We start from the raw sequence: 3,857 nt of genomic DNA, 5'->3' as shown, positions 1-3,857 counted from the left end.
CCTCCGACTCCGACATCGTCACCGCGCTGCTGGCCCACGCCTCGGCGGACTCCAGCATCGAGGCCGACCACCTGACATTCTGCCGACCATTCGGTCTGATTACTTCAGGCGACCTCGTCCTGGGGGAGGCCCAGCCAGGCGTGCCAGCCGGTGTGCAGCACCAGCCACGCCATGAGCCCGTAGCCCGCCTGGCCGGGGTAGACGCCCCCGCCCTGCGCGAGGTCGGCGAGCCACTGTTCGTGCTGCGCGAGCGGCGTGTACGTGTCGACGTACGGCACCCGGCGCCGGTTGGCGACGTCGGCGAACGCGTCCGACAGCTCCGCGATCCGGCCGCCCTCCGCGGGCAGCCCGGGCGGCGGCCCGACGACGAACGCCGCCGTCCGGTTCGCGTCCGCGACGTCGAGGATGTTCGCCAGGTTCAGCCGCGAGCGCGCGACGGTGAGCCCTGAGGCGACGTCGTGCCGCCCCAGGGCCACCACCAGGCGGTTCTCGACCTCGGAGTCCGAGCCGAACCGCGTGGCGGTCTCCGCCTCCCAGCGGGCGCCGAGCTGCGTGCTGGTCTCGCCGGGCACGGCGAGGGTGAAGAGCATGGCGGGCCGGGAGAAATGGGTGCGCGCGAGGACACGACCGGTCCAGCCGAGCGCACGAGCGTCTCCGACACCCGTGGCCAGCTCGTCACCGACGACGCAGATGCGCACCTCGCGATCCTGCAACGGACTCTCCTTGCCTGTTCCCGGCAGCCTGGCGGACGGCCGGTTCCTCATTGTGGTGCACGGACAGTGGCCGAACAGTGCCAACGCGCCGACGCGTGTGCGCCGACGTGAGAACCGGCGACACATGTTCGGCGGTGCCGTCAGAGCAGCGTCATCCCCCAGCGGACGGCGTGCCGCTCGCCCGGAGCGAGGTGCACGAGCCGTTCGCCCGTGCGGAACGCGTCGGCGACGCAGGTCATCGGCTCGGCGGCGAGGCCCATGCGGCGACGGTCGGGGTCGATGTGGTCGCCGGAGCAGACCTGCCAGACGTCCTGCGACTCGTCCATCCAGACCGCCGCGGTGCGGCCGTCGGGTGCGGACAGGTGGGCCCAGGAAAGACCGTCCGCGTCGCGTACGACGTCGACGTACGCGTCGTCGAGGTCCAGACCGGCCGCGCTGCGCGGCTCACGCAGGTCAAAGGTGCCCGACGCCGGTTCGGTGCCGGTCGGGAGCAGCCGCTCGTCGGTCGTGACGCGGGTGGCCGCGTCGAGACGGACCGTGCACTCGTCCAGGTCCGCGCCGCCCGTCGAGAGCCACGGGTGGAACCCGCAGCCGTAGGGCGCCGTGCTCGCCCCGACGTTCGTGACGTCGAGGGTGACCTCGAGGCCGGCATCGGACAGGGCGTAGCGGATCTGCGCGACGAGCTGAAACGGGTAGCCCGGCCGGGCGACCAGCTCGAGCTCGAGGGTCACGGCGGAGCCCGTGTGCTCGATCACCGACCACCGGTCCCAGGCCGCGAGCCCGTGCAGCGCGGTGTTGCGCGCGGGCTCCGTGACGGGAAGCTGGTGCGTCTGGCCGCCGTACTCGTAGGAGCCGTCGCGGAGCCGGTTCGGCCAGGGGATCAGCACGGCGCAGTTGAACACCGGGCTGATCTCGTCCGCCCTGAAGGGCACGACGACGTCGCGGCCGTCGACCGAGTACTCTCTCAGCGCCGCACCCACCTGGGTGACCGTCGCGCGGTGGCCTTCATGGCTGATCCGGAACTGGTCCCCGGAAGGATGGGGCCTGGCCGCAGCAACGGGAGGAATTTCTGTCGTCACACTCACACCGTAACCGTAGGGCAATTTATGCCTGCGCCACGTAGCGTGAGACAGCAGACTAGAGGGTCGGGTTCTGTGATGTTCACACGACCCAGCTACGAACAGGACCTGACGTCGGGTCCACGCGGGCACGTCTGCCCGCCCAGCAGCAGGAGGAACGATGGAACAGCAGGTACTCGGACGGACCGGTCGGCTCGTATCGGCTGTGGGCCTGGGCACCTGGCAGCTCGGCGCCGACTGGGGCGAGGTCAGCGAGGGCGACGCCCGCGCCGTCCTCGAGGCCTCGCTCGAGGCCGGGGTGACCTTCTTCGACACCGCGGACGTCTACGGTGACGGCCGCAGCGAGCAGGCGATCGGCTCCTTCCTGAAGGACCACCCCGAGGCCGGCATCACCGTCGCCACGAAGATGGGGCGGCGCATGGACCAGGTGCCGGAGAACTACGTGCTCCAGAACTTCCGGGAGTGGACCGACCGGTCCCGGCGGAACCTCGGCGTCGACCGGCTGGACCTCGTGCAGCTCCACTGCCCGCCCACTCCCGTCTACTCGTCGGACGCCGTCTACGACGCGCTCGACCAGCTCGTGTCCGACGGCGCGATCGCGGCCTACGGCGTGAGCGTCGAGAAGACCACGGAGGCGCTCGAGGCCATCGCTCGGCCCAACGTCGCCAGCGTGCAGATCATCCTCAACGCGTTCCGGCTCAAGCCGCTCGACGAGGTGCTGCCCGCGGCCTCCGCGGCGGGCGTCGGCATCATCGCGCGCGTGCCGCTCGCGTCCGGCCTGCTCTCCGGCAAGTACACCAAGGACACGGTGTTCGCCGAGAACGACCACCGCACCTACAACCGTGAGGGCGCCGCCTTCGACGTCGGCGAGACGTTCTCCGGCGTGCCCTACGAGGTGGGGCTCGAGGCCGCCGCCCGGTTCACGGAGCTGGCGCGGGAGCTCGTCGGCGAGACCCTGACCCCTGCGCAGGCGGCGATCGCCTGGGCCTGGCAGCGGCCCGGCGTCTCCTCCGTGATCCCGGGGGCGCGCAACGTCGAGCAGGCCCGCGCCAACGCCGCTGCGGGCCACGCGGAGACGCTTGGCCCGCTGTTCATGTCCGGCGTGCGGGAGATCTACGACGAGATGATCAAGGAGCACGTCCACGACAAGTGGTGAGCTCACTCCGCAGTTCCCCTTCGAGGTCTGGGTTGCTCCCTTCTGAAGCGTTTCAGAGCGGAGGAACCTAGACCTCGAAGTGGTCCTGCTCCGGCCGTCACCGCTCCGGGCGGAACACGCAGAACTCGTTGCCCTCCGGGTCGGCGAGCACGTCCCAGAACACATGCGGGTCGGGGGAGTCCGCCCGCCTCATGAGCATCGTGGCGCCGGCGTCGAGAAAGGTCTCGGTCTCGCCCCACACGTCCCAGTGGATGCGGTTCTTCACGGTCTTCGGCTCGGGTACCGGGACGAAGAGCATCAGCCAGGGCAGCCCACCGCCGGGCTCCAGCCGGTACCACGGCCGGTCGGCGTACCGCTGGGGCTCCACCCCGAACCGCTCTCCCCACCAGGCGCTCGCCGCGGCCGGGTCGGCGCAGTCCACGACCAGCGCGTAGAAGCGGTGGCGGCCCACCGTCGCCGCCCGGCGTGGGAACGCGCACAGCTCGCCGCCCTCCGGGTCGCGCACGACCGTCCAGTCCTCGCGCGCGACCTCCGGCGTGGCGCCGAGCGCCCGGAGCTCGTCGACGGTGGCGTGCAGGTCCAGGTGCACCCGCTGCTTCACGGTGCGCGGCTCGGGGACCTCGTTGATCCAGACCGTGTGCTCCGGGACGTCGTCCTCGAGCACGAAGCCGGCCGCGGAGCCACCGGCCGGCCGTGAGCGGAGTCCCAGGGCCGCCGACCAGAAGGCGGCGAGCTTCGGCCCGTCGGTGGCGTCGATGACCAGGTCCTTGAGGGCTGCGTCTGCCATCAGGTCAGCGTACGGCGATCGACGTCGGCCCGGGAGAGCACGAGAGGCGGGCATCCCCCGAAGGGAGGCCCCCCCCGCACCCAAACCACACCCCGGGGGGGAGCCCCCCCCGCACGCCAGCA

4 protein-coding genes are annotated in these 3,857 nt (G+C 71.4%); 1 reads left to right on the top strand and 3 read right to left on the bottom strand.

Annotation, left to right across the window (positions count from 1 at the left end; genetic code table 11):
• Positions 1-104 precede the first annotated feature (104 nt).
• Positions 105-698: a GDSL-type esterase/lipase family protein gene (locus ACFWE2_RS24905; protein ID WP_377226893.1), complete on the bottom strand. Its 594-nt coding sequence runs from the start codon at positions 696-698 to the stop codon at positions 105-107.
• A 155-nt stretch (positions 699-853) separates the two neighbouring features.
• Positions 854-1,798, bottom strand: a complete 945-nt coding sequence (locus ACFWE2_RS24900) for an aldose 1-epimerase family protein (protein ID WP_377226892.1) — start codon at positions 1,796-1,798, stop codon at positions 854-856.
• Between the two features lie 154 nt (positions 1,799-1,952).
• On the opposite strand from ACFWE2_RS24900, the gene ACFWE2_RS24895 reads away from it, so the two are divergent.
• Positions 1,953-2,948 (top strand): aldo/keto reductase, encoded by a 996-nt coding sequence (locus tag ACFWE2_RS24895; protein ID WP_377226891.1) that lies wholly within the window; start codon positions 1,953-1,955, stop codon positions 2,946-2,948.
• Positions 2,949-3,045: 97 nt separating this feature from the next.
• Here the strand turns inward: ACFWE2_RS24895 and ACFWE2_RS24890 are convergent, their stop codons facing one another.
• Positions 3,046-3,735, bottom strand: a complete 690-nt coding sequence (locus ACFWE2_RS24890) for a VOC family protein (protein ID WP_377226890.1) — start codon at positions 3,733-3,735, stop codon at positions 3,046-3,048.
• Positions 3,736-3,857 lie beyond the last annotated feature (122 nt).

Source organism: Promicromonospora sp. NPDC060271 (assembly GCF_042726755.1).
Lineage (GTDB): Bacteria > Actinomycetota > Actinomycetes > Actinomycetales > Cellulomonadaceae > Promicromonospora.
This window is presented reverse-complemented; position numbering and strand designations above follow the sequence as displayed.